14 protein-coding genes are annotated in these 18,199 nt (G+C 61.1%); 9 read left to right on the forward strand and 5 right to left on the reverse strand.

Features of this window, described 5'->3' with window-relative positions:
- Window positions 1-244: 244 nt before the first annotated feature.
- From HOY44_RS09565 to HOY44_RS09585, 5 genes are all read right to left on the reverse strand, one after another.
- Window positions 245-1,429, reverse strand: coding sequence for a hypothetical protein (locus HOY44_RS09565; RefSeq protein WP_287434503.1), 1,185 nt, complete (start codon window positions 1,427-1,429; stop codon window positions 245-247).
- Between the two features lie 251 nt (window positions 1,430-1,680).
- Window positions 1,681-2,484 carry a recombinase family protein gene (locus tag HOY44_RS09570; RefSeq protein WP_287434504.1) on the reverse strand — a complete coding sequence of 268 codons (804 nt, stop codon included), beginning with the start codon at window positions 2,482-2,484 and terminating at the stop codon, window positions 1,681-1,683.
- A 1,135-nt stretch (window positions 2,485-3,619) separates the two neighbouring features.
- Window positions 3,620-4,861, reverse strand: a complete 1,242-nt coding sequence (locus HOY44_RS09575) for an L-rhamnose isomerase (RefSeq protein ID WP_287434505.1) — start codon at window positions 4,859-4,861, stop codon at window positions 3,620-3,622.
- Between the two features lie 27 nt (window positions 4,862-4,888).
- On the reverse strand, window positions 4,889-6,034 hold the full coding sequence (locus tag HOY44_RS09580; RefSeq protein WP_287434506.1) for an alpha-hydroxy acid oxidase: 1,146 nt from the start codon (window positions 6,032-6,034) through the stop codon (window positions 4,889-4,891).
- A 44-nt stretch (window positions 6,035-6,078) separates the two neighbouring features.
- On the reverse strand, window positions 6,079-8,178 hold the full coding sequence (locus tag HOY44_RS09585) for a bifunctional rhamnulose-1-phosphate aldolase/short-chain dehydrogenase (RefSeq protein WP_287434507.1): 2,100 nt from the start codon (window positions 8,176-8,178) through the stop codon (window positions 6,079-6,081).
- Between the two features lie 188 nt (window positions 8,179-8,366).
- Here HOY44_RS09585 and HOY44_RS09590 point away from each other — a divergent pair, with 188 nt between their 5' ends.
- From HOY44_RS09590 to HOY44_RS09630, 9 genes are all read left to right on the forward strand, one after another.
- Entirely contained in the window at window positions 8,367-9,167 is an 801-nt protein-coding gene (locus HOY44_RS09590; RefSeq protein WP_287434508.1) for a DeoR/GlpR family DNA-binding transcription regulator, read from the forward strand.
- A gap of 44 nt (window positions 9,168-9,211) precedes the next feature.
- Window positions 9,212-10,213, forward strand: a complete 1,002-nt coding sequence (gene rhaS, locus HOY44_RS09595; RefSeq protein WP_040884664.1) for a rhamnose ABC transporter substrate-binding protein — start codon at window positions 9,212-9,214, stop codon at window positions 10,211-10,213.
- 70 nt (window positions 10,214-10,283) lie between these two features.
- Window positions 10,284-11,831: a sugar ABC transporter ATP-binding protein gene (locus HOY44_RS09600; protein WP_287434509.1), complete on the forward strand. Its 1,548-nt coding sequence runs from the start codon at window positions 10,284-10,286 to the stop codon at window positions 11,829-11,831.
- The gene (locus HOY44_RS09605) at window positions 11,828-12,817 is read left to right on the forward strand and encodes an ABC transporter permease (RefSeq protein WP_287434510.1); all 990 of its coding nucleotides are present in this window, start codon (window positions 11,828-11,830) and stop codon (window positions 12,815-12,817) included. Before HOY44_RS09600 ends, HOY44_RS09605 begins: the two co-directional genes overlap by 4 nt.
- A complete protein-coding gene (locus HOY44_RS09610; protein WP_287434511.1) occupies window positions 12,814-13,803 on the forward strand; it encodes an ABC transporter permease in 990 nt (329 codons plus the stop codon). Before HOY44_RS09605 ends, HOY44_RS09610 begins: the two co-directional genes overlap by 4 nt.
- On the forward strand, window positions 13,803-14,117 hold the full coding sequence (gene rhaM / locus HOY44_RS09615; RefSeq protein WP_287434512.1) for an L-rhamnose mutarotase: 315 nt from the start codon (window positions 13,803-13,805) through the stop codon (window positions 14,115-14,117). Before HOY44_RS09610 ends, rhaM begins: the two co-directional genes overlap by 1 nt.
- On the forward strand, window positions 14,117-15,475 hold the full coding sequence (locus tag HOY44_RS09620; RefSeq protein WP_287434513.1) for an FGGY-family carbohydrate kinase: 1,359 nt from the start codon (window positions 14,117-14,119) through the stop codon (window positions 15,473-15,475). Before rhaM ends, HOY44_RS09620 begins: the two co-directional genes overlap by 1 nt.
- Window positions 15,476-16,183: 708 nt before the next feature.
- The gene (locus tag HOY44_RS09625; protein ID WP_287434514.1) at window positions 16,184-17,128 is read left to right on the forward strand and encodes a LysR substrate-binding domain-containing protein; all 945 of its coding nucleotides are present in this window, start codon (window positions 16,184-16,186) and stop codon (window positions 17,126-17,128) included.
- Between the two features lie 52 nt (window positions 17,129-17,180).
- The gene (locus HOY44_RS09630; protein ID WP_008330847.1) at window positions 17,181-18,152 is read left to right on the forward strand and encodes a TAXI family TRAP transporter solute-binding subunit; all 972 of its coding nucleotides are present in this window, start codon (window positions 17,181-17,183) and stop codon (window positions 18,150-18,152) included.
- The last annotated feature ends 47 nt before the right edge of the window (window positions 18,153-18,199 follow it).

Below are 18,199 nucleotides of genomic sequence, written 5' to 3' on the forward strand. Positions count from 1 at the left end.
CCCAACAGAACGGCACGGCTACATCTGACAATGGTGATGAGCCGCAGGGGTGCCCCCCCGCAGCGCAATCGCGGCACCCCAAGATCTCGCCATGCTCTCAGGGGCGCTGTGCTGCCCGCTGAGTGCGTCCAAGTCATTTCGGGCCCCCAGGACTCCAAAAACACGAAGGTGCCCCTGAGCGCGCGCAGAGAGTCTCTGCGGCGTCATCACGCCGAAGGGCTGGTGCGATGTCTAATCGCTCTCGCTATCCGTCGGCTTCTTCGATGTCAGCGACGGCGGACCGGATGGCCGGGCGCAAGACGTTGATGAAGGTGTTCGTGCGGTCGGCAAGCCATGCCAGGGCTTCGGCGCGTATCGCAGCGTCGGACAGGTCGCCAAAAGCGCGATTATCAATGGGCGGCTCTCCTTTGCGGCCGACATTGTGACGAGCGGTTCCCCCGAGTGCGTCGATCAGAGCAACTCCATCGTCATCCATCATCAATTCAACCGCACGCTCACCGATACTGCCCTGTCGAAAACTTAGGAAAACGCCCACCTCTCCATTTTTCAATACGCGATATACCGTCAGCCACGCCGTTCGGTCGGTGTCCGGTAGAGAGAAGGTAATGTGTCCGCGTCGCAAAGCAGTCGGGATCGGTTGGCTCGGATCATCAAGTTTGAGAACATCCAAGAAGTCCCGCCAGAACCGTTGACGGTCTTCGCGCCGTGCCTTTCGCCGCAGTGACTTCCCTTCTTCAACCTCGATGTCGTCCTCTTCATCTACTTCTGCGAAACTAAGCCCATCGGGCAATTCTACAACGCGCCGCACTTCAATCGGCGCTCGTGCTAAGACACGCGGCAGGGCGAGCTGTCCGCCGCCGGGAACGTCGTAGATCGGCATCTCGACCAGACCAAAGGAGAATTGCAGCGCACCTTGGTCATGGAGATGTTCAAAGATGGCTTCAACGCCGCCTCGAATGCCATCGCCTAGGATGAGCAGCAGGCACCGACCCCGCTCGAGCGACGTGGTCAGCGTGTCGTGGAAGTCAGCCTCATCGACCTCGGGGTGTCGCATACGAACAAGGTCGATGATCGAGGGCACGCCGCGCCGGGCAGCTTCACGCTCGATATCAGCCGACGACCAGCGTGCGAGCTCTTTCGCATAATCGAGCACCTGGCCCACCACCTCACGGCGTGCTTGAGGGTTGCGCCACAATTTGCACTCAACGATGACCGGAAGACCTGAAGGCGTGATGAGGAAGTTGTCGATCGGGCCGGCGGGCGTATTCAACTCGCGACAGACCGAAATCACACCCTCGAAGGCGGCGTCGATTTCGTTGATGGGAAGTGCTTCAGGGTAATCGTGGACCAGTTGTTGAAGCTGCTCCTCATTGAATTCGCCACTTTTTGTAAGGGACACGCCTTCACTGCAGTCCGGCGCGATGAACACTGGGTGCCCGTGCTGCCTTGTCACTTCCGCCACCTATACATTTTTTTTCGAATCATTTCTGGCGTGCGGATGGCACCAATACAACTGGGCTCCGCCACACCTCATGGGAAAAACGGTCATGGGAGGTTTGGTGCCGAGCGTGCTGCCGGCACCAGAACCGATCCTCCTCGCACACATCCAAAAAATCTAGGACTTCGACTCGCCGCAGCATCTCGGGCCGCGAGAGAGAGAAGCTTTGCGTTCGATTGCTCTCAGAAGGCCCCATACCTCTCATCGTCGGCATAGCTAATGTCACCATCAGACGTGTCGGCCGTTTCTTTTTTGAGAAGCTGCCGAGCCTTTTTTACGAGAGGCCGAGCGCGCTCAACGGTCCACTCTTTGTTCCGCCGGGTGCGCAGTCCTTTCTGCTTCAAGACCTCAACGACATCCCTGAGGTAACATCCGAACGGATCTTCATGCGCACGGAGCACAGCTGCGATCTCGCGGACAAGCCGGTCTGCCGCTGCCGCGTTCGCAGCCGAGCCGAGCGGCTGCGCCACCGTTTTGATTTCGCTGTTGCCGAAGGTCATACCCTGTTCGCGTTTCTTGGCCATGCCTGCCTTCGTGCGCTTGGACAGTTCCTCTGCGAAGCGCTCATTGTGGACATGCGCTGCTGCTTCAGATGCCTCACTCAGAGTGTTCTTTTCTTTAGCGCTTACGACCCTGGAGATATCACCGAACGAGGCGATGATCTGTTTCTCGATCCCGCTGCTCCGCGACAACCTGCTCCAGTCCCACACGACAAGAATCGCATCCTGCGCTTTCGCAAGTGCAAGGGCTGCTTTGAGGCCTTTCCGCTTATAGAAGCTAGTGTCGCCCTTACCGGAGGACACATCCTCGAAAATCTCGATTAGGTCATATCCTGCACGGGAGGTGTAAGTCGAAATTGCTTCCTTCTGGAGCTCCAGACTCATGCCGTTCTTGCCCTGCTGCGCTGTCGACACCCGGACATACCCGACCGCTCTCTTCAGTGAGTGCTTCCCGAAGCGTTCCTGCTTTTCAGTTTCTTTCCTCATGACCTGCATAGACCTAGTAGTTAAGTGTTTGATGTAGCTAGTTAGGTATATAGCAACTTCGACGAGGAAGTGCGTGAATGCCTATCCGATCCCCCTTAGGCATCCACAGGGTCGAGCGAGTGCGTGAATGCCTAGGGGGTCGATGCTTGAGAAAGGCGCATTTTGAACGCGCTGCGGCACCGGTGGCCGACCGCATACCATAACGCTGACAACGACATATCGACCCATTGGTGAGGACCGCCGCAGGTTCGGCATGCCGAAGAGCTGCAGGTGGATAGGAACATTGGTGGTGTCGGCCGGATTCTGGCGATCAAGAGCGTTGCGATTCTAACCTCCTCGGCAATGATCGCTCTCACCGGCGAAGCAGCCTGCTAGATCATCAACTGTCCGTCGGATCTGGGTCCGCAGCTACCTACCTGCACAGCTGTCTAGCTAGATCATCAACACGGCATCGGGCAGCAATACCGACCTTCCGTGACATTTCCGCACCTGCCTCGTCACTCGGACATGCGTGACTCAACTTGGCATGCTCGATGCGGTTCATCCTTAGTGGTCGTCACCTGTCATATTGCGTGTGCTCTAGGGCTCGATGTGCTCTTCGCTGAGTGCTGTCCGCTATCTTTTATGTATCGGTTGTAGCTGGTGATGCGCTGGTCTGCTCTGATGCGCGTTTCTGTGTGAGCGTCGGTTTATGTAAACCCTGTCTGCGGCGCGCTTCTGCTCAGAAGCCTGTTTTGTTGAGGTTTTGTGGTCGCAGGGTTTACATAGATCGCCGAAAAACGTGGTTTTGGGTCCGGATCTGTCAACTTTATGTAAACTTTAGGTAAACCCTGGGCGAGAACAAAGGGTGAATATGGGCTGGTCCGAGCATCCCGAGGGTTTACGTAGGCAACCCATTATCGGTGCTATGTAAACCCTATGTAAACCTTTCGGCGTGTTGGTCGCATGCGCGCGCCACTACCTCGAATCCTACTATGCAGTATTGAAGGGACCCGGCGGGGCGTGTCGAGCCAGCCATTCCTGGCCCGGTTCCAACAGCGCGGACACGACAGACAAGTTGCCATTCCCGCCCGAAATCCGACATCACACCGATGAGGACAAGTGCACAAAGGAAGCGCCCTTTCTGCCGGTTTCTCTACATTCCCCGGTCGGCAACTCGTGCCTGATATCCCGCCAATTCATCAATCAGTCGCTTGCCACAAGGCCGCTCGTTACGCGCGCAGAACTCGGCCCAGACCGTGCTGAAGGGCATGTCCTTCAGTTCTTCGGTCAGCATGAAGCGCGTGGTGAAGTCCAGCGCCGCCTCAGCTTCTTTCAACCGCGCCTGTGGTATGAGGAGCGCCTCTAGCAAGGCCTTCTGCATGTTGCGCACGCCGATGACCCAGGCCGCGGTGCGGCTGATCGTGGCGTCGAAGAAGTCGAGCCCGATATGCGTGCGCCCCAGCAGGTCGGCGAAGACCAGCTCCTGCGCCATGCCCCGGATCGCGTCGTCCAAGAGGATCACGTGGTCGGAATCCCAGCGCATCGGCCGGCTCACGTGCAAGAGCAGTTCGTCCACCGACAGCGCAACGGAGGACAACTTGTCGGCGATGTTCTCGGTCGGGTGGAAATGCCCCATGTCGAGGCAAAGAAGCGTCCCCTTGCGGATCGCGTAGCCCAGGTAGAATTCGTGGCTGCCGACGGTCATCGCCTCGACCCCGATCCCGAAGAGCTTGCTCTCCACCGCGTCGCGCAGATGCGCCGCGTCATGGGCGGGCGCCAACATCTGGTCAAGTGAAGCTTCGAGCCGCTGTCGAGCGGCCATGCGGTCGACCGGGATGTCCTTCGAACCGTCCGGCACCCAGATGTTGTTCACAGCCGCCGTGCCGAGTTCCTTGCCCATCTTCGCGGCGATCTCGCGCGACCGTTTGCCGTGCTCGATCCAGAATTCGCGGACGCCCTTGTCGGGATGCGACAGCGTAAGGTTGTCGTCGGCCTTGGCGTGGGCGAAGAACGTCGGGTTGAAGTCGAGCCCGATGCCCTGTTCGCGGGCCCAGTCGACCCAAGGCGCGAAATGACGGTATTCGATCTCGTCGCGGTCCGGCGTCTCCTCCGTGTCCATGTAGAAGGCATGGAGGTTCAGTCGATGCTTGCCGGGGATCATCGAATAGGCGAACTCTAGATCGGCACGCAATTCGTCTGGGGTGCGCGCGCGGCCGGGGTGGTTGCCGGTGGCCTGGATCCCGCCGCCGGACGCGCCGCTCTGGCCCTCGAACCCCACCACATCATCGCCCTGCCAGCAATGCACCGAGATCGGGATTCGGGCCAGCGCCTCCATCGCGGCTTCGGTGTCGACGCCCCATTCGGCGAACGCGTCTTTGGCGGATTGATAGCTCATTCTTCCTCCCTGCCGGCGATCCGGCGTTTATCTTGGTCGCAACATGTCGCGGGTCAGGTCCGACACCGTCGCCGCGCCCATGAGGCGCATGTCGCGTTCGACTTCGTCCTTGAGTAGACCAACCATCCGTTCGACCCCGGCCTGCCCGGCGACGGCGAGCGGGAACAGGTAGCCGCGCCCGATGCCCACCGCCTTCGCGCCCATCGCGAGCGACTTGACGATGTGGGTGCCGCGCTGGATGCCGCTGTCCATCATCACGTCGAGCTTGTCGCCCACTCGGTCCACGATGCCGCCGAGCGCATCGAACGGGGCAAGCGATCCGTCGAGCTGCCGCCCGGCGTGGTTCGACAGGACCACCGCATCGCAGCCCAGTTCGGCCGCGCGGGCCGCGTCGCCGGGATGAATGACACCTTTGAGGCAAAACTTGCCGTCCCAGAGCTCGATCATCTCGGCGAGGTCGTCCCAGTTCATCGTGGGGTCCAGCATCTCGGTAAAATAGCGCCCGATGGACATGGTGCCGCCGCCCATGTCGACATGGTCGCCGAGCTGGGGAAGGGAAAATTTCTCGTGCGTGACGTAGTTGATACCCCAGGCCGGCTTCATCGCGAATTGCGCCATGCCGGCGAGCGTCAGCTTGAAGGGGATCGAGAAGCCGGTGCGCTTGTCGCGTTCGCGGTTGCCGCCGGTCATGCTGTCGACGGTGAGCATCATCACGTCGACGCCCGCCTCCTTCGCGCGCTGCATCATCGCGCGGTTCAGGCCACGGTCCTTGTGGAAGTAGAACTGGTAGACCTGCGGCGTATCGTGTGTGCGCCGTAGCACCTCAAGGCTGGTCGTGCCCAGCGACGAGACGCCGAACATCGTGCCGTATTTCGCCGCGGCCGCCGCGACCGCGCGTTCCCCGTCGTGGTGAAAAAGGCGCTGGAGCGCGGTGGGCGACAGGTAGAAGGGCAGGGCCAGCTTTTGTCCCATGATCTCGACCGACAGGTCCACGTCCTTGGTCCCGCGCAGCACGTGCGGCACAAGGTCGACCGCGTCGAACGCCGCGGAGTTGCGCCGCATCGTCACCTCGTCATCGGCGCCGCCGTCGATGTAGTTGAAGATGGGCGATGGCAGGCGGCGCTTTGCGAGCCGCCTGAAGTCGTGGAAATTATGGCATTGTGACAGTCGCATGGGTCCTCCGCTCCGCAAATGGGGCGGCGCACCGCCCCGATCTGTCAGCGCGTGAAGGCTTCCTTGTTGCCAGCATCCACGTTCACGATGTTCCCCGTGGATTTGGCCGACGTATCGGCGGCGAAAAAGTAGGCCGCTTCTGCGATGTCCTCAGGCAAGACCGAGCGCTTGAGCAAGGAGCGGTTGCGATACATCTCTTCCAGCCCCTCCTTGTCGGTCCCGTAGGTCGAAGCGCGCTGATCGAGCCATTCGCCCTCCCAGATCTTCGAACCGCGCAGCACCGCGTCCGGGTTCACCACATTCACACGGATGCCGACATCGGCCCCCTCAAGGGCGAGACAGCGGGCGAGGTGAATCTCGGAAGCTTTTGCCGTGCAGTAGGCCGACGCGTTCGGGCTGGCGGCGAGGCCGTTCTTCGACGCCACAAATACGACGGAGCCGCCTATCCCCTGCACGCGCATTACCTTGAAGGCTTCGCGCGAGACGAGGAAATATCCCGTGGACAGAATGTCCATGTTCTTTTGCCAGAGATCGAGCGAGGTCTCCTCGACCGGCGCGGAGGAAGCTATGCCGGCGTTGGACACTAGGATGTCGATTCCGCCGAACTCGACCGACACATCTGCATAAGATGCCGCGACGTCGATTTCCTCGGTGACGTTCATCTTCACCGTGCGCACCACGTCGCGCCCGTAGCGCTGGACGAGGTTTTCCTTCGTCGCTTCGAGGCTCTCCTCATTTATGTCTGCAAGCATCACGCAGGCGCCTTCGGACAAGTAGCGTTCGGCAGTGGCCGCGCCGATCCCGCCTGCGCCGCCGGTGACCAATGCGACGCGCCCGGCCAGTGACTTGGGCTTGGGCATGCGCTGTAACTTCGCCTCTTCGAGGAGCCAATATTCGATGTCGAAGGCTTCCTGCTCGGGAAGACCCACATATTCGGACACAGCAGAGGCGCCGCGCATCACGTTGATGGCGTTCACGTAGAACTCGCCCGAGATCCGGGCGGTGGCCTTGTCCTTGGCGAAGGTGATCATACCGACGCCGGGGACAAGGTAGACGACCGCATTCGGGTCGCGGATCGCCGGGCTGTCGTCGCGTTTGCAGCGCTCGTAGTAGGCTGCGTAATCCTCGCGGTAGGCGGCGATCTGGTCGGGCAGCCCCTCGAGCACCTCGTCGAGGTTGTTCTTCGCGGGGTCGAAATTCACCACAAGGGGGCGGATTTTCGTCCGCAGGAAATGGTCGGGGCAAGAGGTGCCGAGCGCGGCCAACGGCTCCATGTCGCGCGCATTGACGAATTCCAGCACCGTGTCGCTGTCCTCGAAGTGGCCGACCATGTGCTGGTTGCCGGACACGAAGCCGCGGATCGCAGGCATCAGGCGCGCGGCAACGGCGCGGCGTGCCTCAGGGGCGAGGCTTTCATGGACCGCCCCGCCAAAAGCGTCCTGACCAGCGGTCTTGTCCGCGAACCAGTCCATCGCTTTCTGGATGATCGCGATGGTCAGCTCGTAGCATTCCTTGGCATCGTCCGCCCAGGTGAAGAGCCCGTGGCTTTCCAGAACGACGCCTTTCGCTTCGGGGTTCTTCTTGCAGAAATCCTCGAGCCAGAGGCCCAGCTCGTAGCCCGGCTTCTTCCACGGTAGCCAGCCGATCTCGGCGCCGAACACTTCCTGTGTCAGCTCTTTGGAGTTTTTCGAAGCAGCAATCGCGATGATCGCATCCGGGTGCATGTGATCAACGTGTTTTCTGGGCACGTAGGCGTGCAGCGGCGTGTCGATGGAGGCGGCTCGTGGGTTCAGGTTGAAGGTGCAATGTGGAAGGTAGCCAACCATCTCGTCTTCATACTCAACGCCGCGATACAGGCCCTTCAGCGCGTTGAGCTTGTCCATGTAGAGCGTTGCGAAGCCGTCCATCTTGATCGACCCGACATCGCCGCCGGAGCCCTTCACCCAGAGCACCTCGACCTGATCCCCGGTGAGCGGATCGGTTTCCATCACTTTGGCCGACGTGTTGCCGCCGCCGTAGTTCGTGATTCGCTTGTCAGAGCCCAGGAGGTTCGAGCGGTAGAGCAGTTTCTCGGACTCGCTCATCGCATCGGATTTTGCGTCGTCCCAAAGGTTTTCCAGCCGGTTTTCGGCGCGCGTCAGCATGATGTTCCTCCCGTGAAAGCCGCGATAGGCAGCCTGAGCCATTGGCCAAACCCTGCGAGAAAGCTAAGCCCAAGTCAACCAAAACCGATCATAAACGATCATGCTGCGGCGCAACATGATCGTTTATGAAAACTTTTGATTGACCCGTGATCAGAATCAGGCATGCTGTTGGGAACGGGAGGACTTCAATGCACGAAACGGAACGCCACCGGCTTATCCTGTCTGCGGTTCAGGAGCGCCCCATTGTCACGGTGGGCGAGCTCGTCGCATTGACGGAAACCTCCGAGGCTACGATCCGGCGTGACATCTCGACCCTCGATAAGCAGAAGCGCCTGCGCCGGGTGCGTGGCGGAGCCGAGGCCCTCACGCCGCCGCCCCTGCCGGGACTGGCCGGCCGGCCCTTTGCCGTGAACCAGGCGATCAATGCCGAAGAGAAGCAGGTGATCGCGCGCGAGGCGGTCGCCCTATGCGACGACGGCGACCCGATCATCATCAACGGTGGCACCACGACGTTCCAGATGGTTCACCACCTCGCCAATCGGCGGGTGCAGGTGATGACCAACAGCTTTCCGATCGCCGAGCACCTGCTCAAGCACACCAAGAACACCGTCATGGTGCCCGGAGGCGCGCTCTACCGCGAACAGAACATCATCCTGAGCCCGTTCGAGAACGACATGACGCGACACTACTATGCCAAGCGCATGTTCATGGGCGCCTACGGGGTGGGCCCGATGGGGCTGATGGAGAACGATCCTCTGCTCATACAGGCCGAGGAAAAGCTGATCGGGCAGGCAGACGAGCTCGTCGTGCTTGTCGACAGCTCCAAATTCGAGAACCGCTCCAGCCTCGTGCTCTGCGGTCTCGAGCGGATCGACGTCGTCATCACCGACGAAGGCATTTCGGATCGGGTCGCTTCGATGCTCGAAGCGGCTGAGGTCCGGGTGATCGTGGCCCAAACGGGGGCCGCGCGGAAAACGGACGCAAGCTGAAAGACTTCGCGTTCAAACGGATACTCAGCCAGGGAGGTTTTATCATGAGTATGACGAGGAGAATGTTCGGTGGCGCAGCGGCTGCGGCGCTCATGTTGGCGGGTGGTGTGGCCCAGGCGCAGGACGACAACGTCCGCATCGCCCTGGTGGTTAAAGCACTCGGCATCGGGTTCTTCGAAGCTGCTGCTGAAGGTGCCGAAGAGGCCGCGGAAGAGCTCGGAAACGTCGAGGTCATCTACACTGGGCCGACCGACACCACGGCCGAGGGGCAGATCGAGGTGATCAACTCGCTTATCGCCCAGCAGGTTGACGCCATCGCCGTGTCGGCGAACGACACCGACGCGCTGGTTCCGGCGCTCAAGAAGGCGATGCAGCGGGGCATCAAGGTGATCTCCTGGGACTCTGGCGTCGCGCCCGAGGGCAGGATGCTGCACCTCAACCCGTCTTCCAATTCGCTGATCGGCAATATGATCATCAAGCTTGCTGCCGATGAGCTGCCGGACGGCGGCGAGGTCGCGGTGCTGTCGGCCACGACGACCTCGACGAACCAGAACATCTGGATCGAAGAGATGAACAAGGTGATGGGCAACTACCCCGGCATTGAGGTAGTGGGCACCGTCTACGGCGACGACCTGGCCGACAAGTCCTATCGCGAGGCCACCGGCCTGATGCAGACTTATCCGGACCTCGACGCGATCATCGCGCCGACCTCCGTTGGCATCGTGGCCGCCGCGCGCGCCGTCGAAGATGCCGGCAAGGTGGGCGAAGTGAACGTCACCGGCCTGGGCCTGCCCTCGGAGATGGCGGGCGCCATCGAGTCGGGCGCTTCCAAGTCGTTTGCGATCTGGAACCCGATCGACCTGGGCTACTCTGCGACCATGCTCGCTTATCAGCTCGCCACCGAGCAGGCCACGGCCGAGCCGGGCGCTGAAATCCCGATGGGCCGCATGGGCACACTCACCCTCGATGACAACAACGAGGGCGCGATGGCTGATCCGTTCGTCTACGACGAGACGAACATCGACGACTTCAAGGACATCTTCTGATCTCCTCTCGCCCCGGCGCGCGGGACTGCCCGTGTGCCGGGGCACTTTATCAAACTGATCGGAGGCCGCGATGCAGATGAGCATCGAGACCCAAACACGCGAAGCGTCGCCGGTGTCGACCGACCCCGTGCTGACGCTCGACGGGATCACCAAGACCTTTCCGGGGGTCAAGGCGCTCGACCAGGTGTCGCTCGAACTCTACCCGGGTCAGGTGACCGCTCTGGTGGGCGAGAACGGGGCGGGCAAGTCGACCATCGTCAAGACGCTCACCGGTATCTATCAGCCCGACGAGGGCACGATCCGCGTCGCGGGCGAGGACGTGCAGTTCACAACTGCGCAGGATGCCTCCGCCGCCGGGATTACCGCCATTCACCAGGAAACGGTGCTCTTTGACGAGCTCACCGTCGCCGAGAACATTTTCATTGGTCATGCGCCTAAGGGCCGCTTCGGCATGATCGACTGGGCCGAGATGCGCCGCCGGGCGCGCGAGATCCTTGACCGGATTGACGCCGATCTCGACCCCGGCATGCCGCTGCGCGATCTGGGGATCGCCTCCAAGCACCTTGTCGCCATCGCACGTGCGCTGTCGGTCGACGCGCGCGTCGTCATCATGGACGAACCAACCGCTGCGCTAAGCCACAAGGAAATCGAAGAGCTCTACGAACTGGTCGAACGGCTAAAGGCCGAGGGGCGCGCGATCCTGTTCATCAGCCACAAGTTCGACGAGATCTTTCGCATCGCCGACCGGTTCACCGTGTTCCGTGATGGCAAGCACGTGGGCGCCGGCTTGATTTCCGAGATTAGCGAGGCCGATCTCGTGCGCCTCATGGTCGGCCGCGACGTGGACCAGATCTTTCCCGATCGGGAACACACACCGAGCGATGAGGTGTTGCAAGTCGTGGGCTATTCCCACCCGACCGAGTTCGACAGCATTGGTTTCACCTTGCGCAAGGGCGAGATCCTCGGCTTCTACGGCCTAGTCGGGGCAGGTCGGTCCGAGGTGATGCAATCGCTCTTCGGGATCACGAAGCCCTCAAAGGGCGTGGTCAAGATCGACGGCGATATCAAAGTCATCCGATCGCCGGCCGACGCAGTCGACAACGGGATCGTTTATGTTCCCGAGGATCGCGGCAAGCAAGGTGCGGTGATCGGGTTACCGATCTTTCAAAACATCACACTGCCGTCACTCAGCCAGACCTCGCGCGCGGGGTTTCTGCGGATGTCAAAAGAATTCGCGCTCGCGCGGGAATATACCGAGCGGCTCGACCTGCGCGCCGCCTCGCTCGATCAGGACGTGGGCAACCTGTCCGGCGGCAACCAGCAGAAGGTGGTGATCGCCAAGTGGCTGGCCACCAAGCCCAAGGTCATCATCCTCGACGAGCCTACCAAGGGCATCGACATCGGTTCGAAGGCGGCCGTGCACGCGTTCATGGCCGAACTGGCCGCGCAAGGTTTGGCGGTCATCATGGTCAGCTCGGAAATCCCGGAGGTGATGGGCATGTCCGACCGCGTGATCGTAATGCGCGAAGGGCTGATTGCGGCCGAGCTGGAGGGCGACAACCTGACCCCGGAAACGCTCGTCCGCCACGCGGCAGGCATCTGCGAGGGAGACCAATGATTACGTTCTTGAAATCACGCGAGGCGATCCTTGCGGGCGCGATCATTGTGCTCCTGGCCCTGATCGCAAGCCGGTTTCCCGGCTTCATCGCACCCGCCAACCTCGTCCGCGTCTTCACAGACACCTCGCCGCTGCTGCTGCTCGCCCTAGGCCAAACCGTGGTGATCCTCACACGATGTATCGACCTGTCGGTAGCGGCCAACTTGGCTTTGACCGGTATGGTCTGCGCGATGCTGAACGCGGCGATGCCGGGCGTGCCAGTGTTCGTGATCCTCGCCGTCGCCATTGGGCTTGGCGCGATCATGGGCGCATTCAATGGCATACTGGTGTGGAAGCTCGCGATCCCGCCCATCGTCGTGACGCTCGGCACGATGACGATCTATCGCGGTATCATCTTCCTCATTTCCAACGGCGAATGGGTCAACGCGCATGAAATGAGCGCGGCTTTCACGGGCTTCCCACGTGCCTCGGTGCTGGGGCTGCCGGTTCTCGCATGGTTCGCGATCGTGATGGCGGGCATCTTCATTCTGATGATCGCACGCACGCCGTTGGGCCGCTCCTTCTATGCCGTAGGCGGTAATCCACACGCAGCCGTCTATACCGGCATCGACGTGGGCAAGACGCAATTCTGGGCCTTTGTCATCTCCGGCGCGCTCGCGGGCTTGACTGGGTATCTCTGGGTGGCGCGCTACGCGGTGGCCTATGTGGACATCGCCGGCGGGTTCGAGCTCGAGGTCGTCGCGGCCTGCGTCATCGGAGGCATTTCGATCGCCGGGGGCGCGGGGACGATCCTGGGGACGATCCTGGGCGCGCTCTTCCTCGGGATCGTGAAGAATGCGCTGCCGGTCGTCGATATCTCACCCTTCTGGCAGATGGCCATCTCCGGCGCCGCGATCATCACCGCCGTGGCGTTCAACGCCCGTAGCGCCAAGGCCAAGGGCCGTATCATCCTGCGCCGCGCGCAGGCACAGGGAGCACAGGCATGACGGACGCATCCAACACCCGCCACATCCCCGACCGCCTGCAGTCAAACGCGGCGCGGATCCTGAAGAGCTGGGAAGTCCTGCTTCTCGGTGTCGCGATCCTGATCTTCGTTGCTAACAGTTTCGCCTCGCCCTACTTCCTGAACGCCTGGAACCTGTCGGACGCCACGTTCAACTTTACCGAGAAGGCGATGATCGCCTTCGCGATGGCCCTCCTGATCATCTCGGGCGAGATTGACCTGTCGGTGGCCGCGATCATCGCGCTCGCTTCCACGGCAATGGGAGCGGCGGCGCAGGTCGGGGCCGGGACCTTCGAGCTTGTCCTGATCGGTCTGTTCACGGGGCTGGCTGCTGGGGCGTTCAACGGCGTGCTCGTGACCCTGATGGGCCTGCCGTCCATCGTGGTGACCATCGGCACTATGAGCCTGTTTCGCGGGATCAGTTACATCATCCTCGGCGATGGCGCCTACCGGGGCTATCCGGCAGACTTCGCCTTCTTCGGGCAGGGCTACGTCTGGTGGGTGCTCTCGTTCGAATTCGTGCTCTTCGCAGTGCTCGCGGTGATCTACTACGTCGTGCTGCACCGGACGAATTTCGGGCGCACAGTCTATACCATCGGCAACAACGCCACCGCCGCGTCGTTCTCGGGCATCCGGGTCTCGCGCGTGAAGTTCATCCTGTTCCTACTCACCGGTCTCATGTCCGGCATCGCGGCGATCTGCCTGACCTCGCGGCTGGGCTCCACGCGTCCCTCGATTGCCTTCGGTTGGGAGCTCGAGGTGGTGACGATGGTGGTGCTGGGCGGCGTTTCGATCCTGGGCGGCTCAGGCTCCATCCCCGGAGTGGTGATCGCGGCCTTCGTCATGGGGCTCGTGACCTTTGGACTCGGCCTTCTGAACGTGCCGGGCATCGTCATGTCGATTTTCATCGGCCTGATGCTGATCGGGGTCATCGCGTTGCCGCGCCTCTGGGCCAAGTGGAGGGCGTGATGCACAAGCACGCCTTCAAGATGAAACTCCACCCCGGGATGGCCGCCGAATACAAACGAAGGCATGACGAGATCTGGCCCGAGCTCGTGGACCTGCTACACGATGCTGGCGTGTCGGATTATTCGATCCACCTCGACGAGGAGACGAACATCCTCTTCGGCGTGCTCTGGCGCAGGGATGATCACGGGATGGACGACCTACCCGGGACCGAGATTATGCAGCGTTGGTGGGCGCACATGGCGGACGTGATGGAGACGCGCCCGGACAACGAACCGGTGACAAGAGACCTCGCCCCAATGTTTCATATGCCCTGATGCATGTCGCCGTTCTCGACATAGGCAAGACCAACGCAAAGGTGGCGCTGGTCGACACAGGCACCATGAGCGAGCTGGACGTGGTGACGCGGCCCAACACGGTGCGCCCCGGGCCGGCCTATCCGCATTTCGACGTGGAGGGGATCTGGGACTTCCTGCTTGAGAGCCTGTCGGTCTTCGAGGTCAAATACGGCATCGACCGGATCAGTGTCACGACCCACGGCGCGACCTTCGTGCTCCTGGATGGAGCCGGAAAGCTGGCGACGCCGGTGATGGATTACGAGTTCACCGGGCCAGAGGAACTCGCATATGCTTACGATACGCTTCGGCCGAATTTTTCTGAGACGGGGTCCCCACGCCTGCCGGTAGGGCTCAACGCGGGGGCCCAGCTGCATTGGCTGCTCAAAACGCAAGTGGGGCTACGTGGCCGCGTCAGACAGGTGGTGAGCTATCCGCAATACTGGTCGGGTCGCCTTACGGGGCACTTCACCAACGAACTCACTTCGCTCGGGTGTCATACAGACCTGTGGAATCCACATACCGCCGGATTCTCCACACTGGTCGCCGCGCTCGGTATTGAGGACATAATGGCTCCCCTGGCGTTGGCCGGAGATATCGCGGGAGCAATACTGCCCGAGATCGCCGAAATCACAGGATTGGCCGAGGAGACGCCGGTCATGTCCGGCATCCACGACTCGAACGCCTCCTTGCTTCCACATCTGCGTCGGATGGATGGTCCTTTCTCGGTCGTTTCGACCGGAACGTGGGTGGTTTCCATGGCGGTCGATGGAGCGCCGGTCGTGCTCGACCCGTCCCGCGACGCATTGATCAACGTCAACGGCTTAGGCGAACCGACCCCAAGCGCCCGCTTCATGGGTGGACGCGAGTTCGAACAGATGAAAGGCGAAGTCGCAGCACCGACCGCCGAGGATGTTGAAAGCGTCTTGAACGAACGCCGCTTTCTGCTCCCAGCCGTCCAGACTGGCTCCGGCCCATTCCCCAACCGGCCGGGCGGTTGGAGTAACGCCAGCATGTCGCCCGGCGAAAAAAACGTCGCACTCTCGTGGTATCTCGCCCTTATGACGGCCGAATGCTTGGCCATGATAGGAGCGCGCGGGCCGAGCATCGTCGAGGGCCCCTTCGCGCGCAACATTGATTTCATTGCAATGCTCGAAGCTGCCACTGACCGTCCGGTTCAGTTGTCGCATTCTGCCACAGGCACGAGTATCGGGGCTTCACTCCTAGCCGATTGTGGTGCCATTCCAGCCCCAGCAACCCGTGCGCCCGAAGTCTACCGACTGAACGAGCTCAAAGAGTATGCACAACATTGGTTTGCGCAAGTGAACACTGCTGCCTAGCCGCGTCCACCACTTTCACCTCCTTGTGGTTCATTTCTGACGCTCAAAAAAACCAATACAACCGCGTGCGACATCGTTTGATGAATGGGAGGTTTGGTGCCGAGCGTGCTGCCGGGACCAGAACCGATCCTACTTGCACATATCGTGCATTTCTAGGACTTCGCCTTCGCTCAGCCCTGTGCATCAAAAACGAGAAACAAGTCGTGTGACCGCGCTCAGAAGAGAACAAGCCGGGGCTAATCAGAATAGCCAATGTCAGTATCAGGCGCGCCGGAAGTATTCTTTTTCAAGAAGTTTCCGCGCCTTTTTCGAAAGTCCATGCCCGCTCTTGCGTTCACTCATCGTTGAGCCAGATGTGCAGGCCTTTCTGGTTCAACGCGTCCACAATGTGTCTGAGGTGATTTTCGAGAAGCGCGTCTGCAATGTTGCGCACGAGGCTGTCCGCCGCGAACCTACTTTTCAGAATTGGAGGGATCCGGCGCGGCGTGTCGATCCAGCCATTCCCCGCCCGAAATCCGACATCACACTGATGAGGACAAGCAGGTTAAGGAAGCGCCTTTTTCGCTGAGCGTTTACTTGCCCCGGTCGTCGACTCGCGTCTGAAAAGCGACTTCTCAATTCGTGTTTCAGAATCGACTTAATGCAGGTTAGCTGGTCCGCGACGGGCATCTTCCGTGATCAGGGCGTGGCGGATACAGTCGGTCCACCATGATCGACAAACGATTGAAGATGCGTCACCTGCGCTGCTTTCAGGAAGTCGTGCGCCAGCGCGGCATCGTGCGCGCGGCCGAGGCGTTGAGCACGAGCCAGCCTGCCGTTTCGCGCACGATTTCGGACCTCGAAGCAGTTCTGGGCGTCAAGTTGCTGGACCGGCGACGCAAGGCGTTCGAACTGACCCCAGAAGGGCGCGATTTCAACCGGCTTATCTCAAGCGGTCTGCTCCGGATCGAAGAGGCGGTAGAAACGGTGTCGGGCGAGCGGCCACGGGGCGACAGCGTTGCCTGTGGCGTGCTTCCGACATACGAGGCGCAGTATTTCCCGCAAGTGGTGGCCCGGTTCAAAGCCGAGGTGCCGAACACGACGCTGACGGTCCTGCGCGGCACCAATCTTGAACTGATGGACAAACTGCGCGCGGGCGCGATCGATTTCGTCGTAGGGCGAATGGCCCATGGCGAAGCGATGCGCGGACTATCCTTCGAGCATCTCTATTCCGAACCAATCCTATGCGTCGTGCGCAAGGATCATCCGCTGCGCCGAAAGCCCATCGGCGATTTCCGCAGCCTGCTCGGGTTCGGTATCATGCTAAACCTGCAAGGCACCATCCCGAGGCACGAGGTCGACCGCATCCTGCTGGCCAACGGCATCAGCGACATTCCGGACCTGATCGAAACCGACTCGGCGGACTTCGCCCGCGATTTCCTTCGTGCAACCGATTACGTGTGGCTCATCCCGCAGGGTGTCGTGCAGCGCGAGCTTTCGGGTGGCGAGTTCGTGACGCTCGAAGGGCTGAGGTTCGACACGCTCGGCCCGGTGGGCCTTACCGTCCTACCGGATCGCCAGATGAACGCCGCTGCAAGCCGCCTGATCGAGATGATCCGGGATGCCGTGCCACTTCCAGCATATCAAAAAAGTAATGCAAGAACGATAAAATAGCATTTTTCATTCGTATTTTGATCTGCATTTTGGTCGCAACAGGGAGGACACCATGAAACATCTCATTACTGCGACCATTCTGGCCGCCGGGTTCACGGCCACGGCCCATGCCCAGACCTTCACCGCCGAAACCGGCAATCCGACCGGGATGACGAACCTGTCGACGCAGGTGATCGCGAACTACAGCGACATCGACATGCAGATCAACTCGGGCCAGACGCTGACCAAGGCCTGTATGAACGTCGCCACCGGCAAGGTCGACGTGGCCGTCTGCCCGCCGACCGCCTACAACGCGATGACGCGCGGAGCCGGCCCGTTCAAAAACAATGCCGAAGAAGCGATGGCCGCGTCCGAGAACGTTCGGGCGCTTTACGGCTTCACCAACGGCATCTTCCACGCCATCGTCCGCGCGACCAGCAGCATCGAAACCTTCGACGATTTCGCGGGGCGCCGCGTGTTCACTGGTCCGCCCGCCGGGGCCGCCAACGCGCAGGCGCAGTCGATCATCGGCGCGTCCTCCGGCCTCGTCGGCGGTCAGGACTTCGAAGTCGTCCGCCTTGGCTGGGGCGCCGCTATTCAGGCGTTTCAGGACAACCAGTTCGAAGCCTTCATGTTTCCTTCCGCCGTGGGCAACGCCGCCATCGAGCAGCTTGGCGAGATCCGCCTGATCGATCTGCCCGATAGCGCACTAGACACTGACGTCTGGGCCAAGTTCTCGGCGGGCGGTTCAAACACCGTGGGTGTCATCCCGGCGGGCACCTATTCCAACGTCGTTAACGAAGGCGAGGTGCAGGGTGCCGAGAACTTCATGCAGACGACGGTGCACAAAGATATGTCCGACGACGACGCCTATGCGTTGACCAAGGCGTTCTGGGAGAATCTGGACAAGGCCAAGGGTGACATTCGCGTGCTGGCGCCGGTCAGCATCGAGAACGCTTTCACCGGCATGTCTGCCAAGCTGCATCCGGGCGCGATGCGGTATTACGAAGAAGTCGGCGTGACGATCCCGGATGCGGTGAAGTAACCGCCGCCCGCCGCCGACCCGGCTGGACCCCGAGGGGTCCAGCCCCC

Origin of the sequence: Maritimibacter sp. (genome assembly GCF_016774595.1) — a bacterium.
In the GTDB taxonomy this organism is placed as follows: domain Bacteria; phylum Pseudomonadota; class Alphaproteobacteria; order Rhodobacterales; family Rhodobacteraceae; genus Maritimibacter; species Maritimibacter alkaliphilus.

Coding starts and splice junctions, on each gene's coding strand:
- HOY44_RS09570 (WP_287434504.1), bottom strand. CDS start 2,484: ATGAGGAAAGAAACTGAAAAGCAGGAACGCTTCGGGAAGCACTCACTG.
- HOY44_RS09575 (WP_287434505.1), bottom strand. CDS start 4,861: ATGAGCTATCAATCCGCCAAAGACGCGTTCGCCGAATGGGGCGTCGAC.
- HOY44_RS09580 (WP_287434506.1), bottom strand. CDS start 6,034: ATGCGACTGTCACAATGCCATAATTTCCACGACTTCAGGCGGCTCGCA.
- HOY44_RS09585 (WP_287434507.1), bottom strand. CDS start 8,178: ATGCTGACGCGCGCCGAAAACCGGCTGGAAAACCTTTGGGACGACGCA.
- HOY44_RS09590 (WP_287434508.1), top strand. CDS start 8,367: ATGCACGAAACGGAACGCCACCGGCTTATCCTGTCTGCGGTTCAGGAG.
- rhaS (WP_040884664.1), top strand. CDS start 9,212: ATGAGTATGACGAGGAGAATGTTCGGTGGCGCAGCGGCTGCGGCGCTC.
- HOY44_RS09600 (WP_287434509.1), top strand. CDS start 10,284: ATGCAGATGAGCATCGAGACCCAAACACGCGAAGCGTCGCCGGTGTCG.
- HOY44_RS09605 (WP_287434510.1), top strand. CDS start 11,828: ATGATTACGTTCTTGAAATCACGCGAGGCGATCCTTGCGGGCGCGATC.
- HOY44_RS09610 (WP_287434511.1), top strand. CDS start 12,814: ATGACGGACGCATCCAACACCCGCCACATCCCCGACCGCCTGCAGTCA.
- rhaM (WP_287434512.1), top strand. CDS start 13,803: ATGCACAAGCACGCCTTCAAGATGAAACTCCACCCCGGGATGGCCGCC.
- HOY44_RS09620 (WP_287434513.1), top strand. CDS start 14,117: ATGCATGTCGCCGTTCTCGACATAGGCAAGACCAACGCAAAGGTGGCG.
- HOY44_RS09625 (WP_287434514.1), top strand. CDS start 16,184: ATGATCGACAAACGATTGAAGATGCGTCACCTGCGCTGCTTTCAGGAA.
- HOY44_RS09630 (WP_008330847.1), top strand. CDS start 17,181: ATGAAACATCTCATTACTGCGACCATTCTGGCCGCCGGGTTCACGGCC.